Source organism: Aeromonas sp. 1HA1 (assembly GCF_029237385.1).
GTDB classification, from domain to species: Bacteria; Pseudomonadota; Gammaproteobacteria; order Enterobacterales; family Aeromonadaceae; genus Aeromonas; species Aeromonas popoffii.
Window position 1 is genome coordinate 1 of sequence record NZ_JAACGC010000169.1, and the last position, 1,268, is coordinate 1,268.

At 57.9% G+C, this 1,268-nt stretch carries 1 protein-coding gene; it reads left to right on the forward strand.

The features are described 5' to 3' along the window. Positions 1-3 precede the first annotated feature (3 nt). Positions 4-1,002, forward strand: coding sequence for an IS110-like element ISAve1 family transposase (locus GWQ22_RS21425; RefSeq protein ID WP_212514665.1), 999 nt, complete (start codon positions 4-6; stop codon positions 1,000-1,002). Positions 1,003-1,268 lie beyond the last annotated feature (266 nt).

The window sequence follows — 1,268 nt, forward strand, 5'->3', positions numbered from 1 at the left end:
TGCATCCAAGTCCATTGCGTCGATGTGCACGGCAAGCGGATCCTCAACAAGAAACTCAAACGCGAGCAGGTGGTGCCGTTCTTCAGCAACCGACCCGCCTGTCTGATTGGCATGGAGGCCTGCGGCAGCGCCCACTTCTGGGCTAACAAACTTCAGGCGCTGGGGCATACCGTCAAGCTGATGGCACCGCAGTTCGTCAAACCTTACGTCAAAACCAACAAGAACGATGCGGCCGATGCCGAAGCCATTTGCGAGGCGGTGAGCCGCCCGAACATGCGCTTCGTGCCGATTAAAAACAGCGAACAACTGGCCGTCCTGGCAATGCATCGGGCCCGCCAGGGATTCGTCAAGGCGAGGACCGCGCAGGCAAACCAACTCCGGGGGCTGCTAGCGGAGCACGGCATTATCATCCCTAAGGGCATTCGCCACATCAATCAGCACCTGCCTGACATTCTGGAGGCGGGGGATAATGGCTTGCCAGGGCGGTTTCGTCAGTTACTCGACCGCTTGAGCGCTCACTTCAAGGAGCTCGATAAGCAGGTGAGGGAATTGGACGTTCAGCTCCAAAGTTGGCATCAGGACAGTCCGGCCAGCCAGAAACTGGCGAAGATACCGGGTATCGGTCCACTCACCGCCAGCGCGCTGGTTGCTACCATCGGCGATGCCAAACAGTTTCAGAACGGCCGGCAGTTGGCAGCCTGGCTGGGGTTGGTGCCCAGGCAACACTCCAGCGGCGGCAAGCCAACACTGCTGGGGATCAGCAAGCGCGGCGATACTTATCTGCGCACCCTACTCATCCATGGCGCCCGCGCCGTGCTGCGGGTGGTGAAGAGCAAGGCACAACACGCAGGTAGTTGGCTGGAGGGGGTCATGGCGCGGCGCAATCATAATGTGGCGGCGGTAGCACAGGCCAACAAGACAGCCCGCATCGTCTGGGCTCTACTAGCCAATGATCGAGAATTTGATGCGCAATACGGCACAGGCACAATCCTGGCGGCGTAATGACAAGAGAATAGCAAAGACAGAAAAAGAACCACCGATTGCACAGGCAATCATGACGTGATGGCGAGACAGGTCAGACCGTGACTGGCAAAACCCGAGGTGTTCAAAGCACTTTCGAGAGCGACAAACTGATAGAGGAGCCAGTCAGCGAATTCCATCAGGGACAGAGGCAGTAGCCTCGATCACAGTCCGGATCTATGGCTGCAATCTCAACCTAACTCACCGTCATCGATTGAAGGCTTGGCAAACCGGGGCGACCATCTATG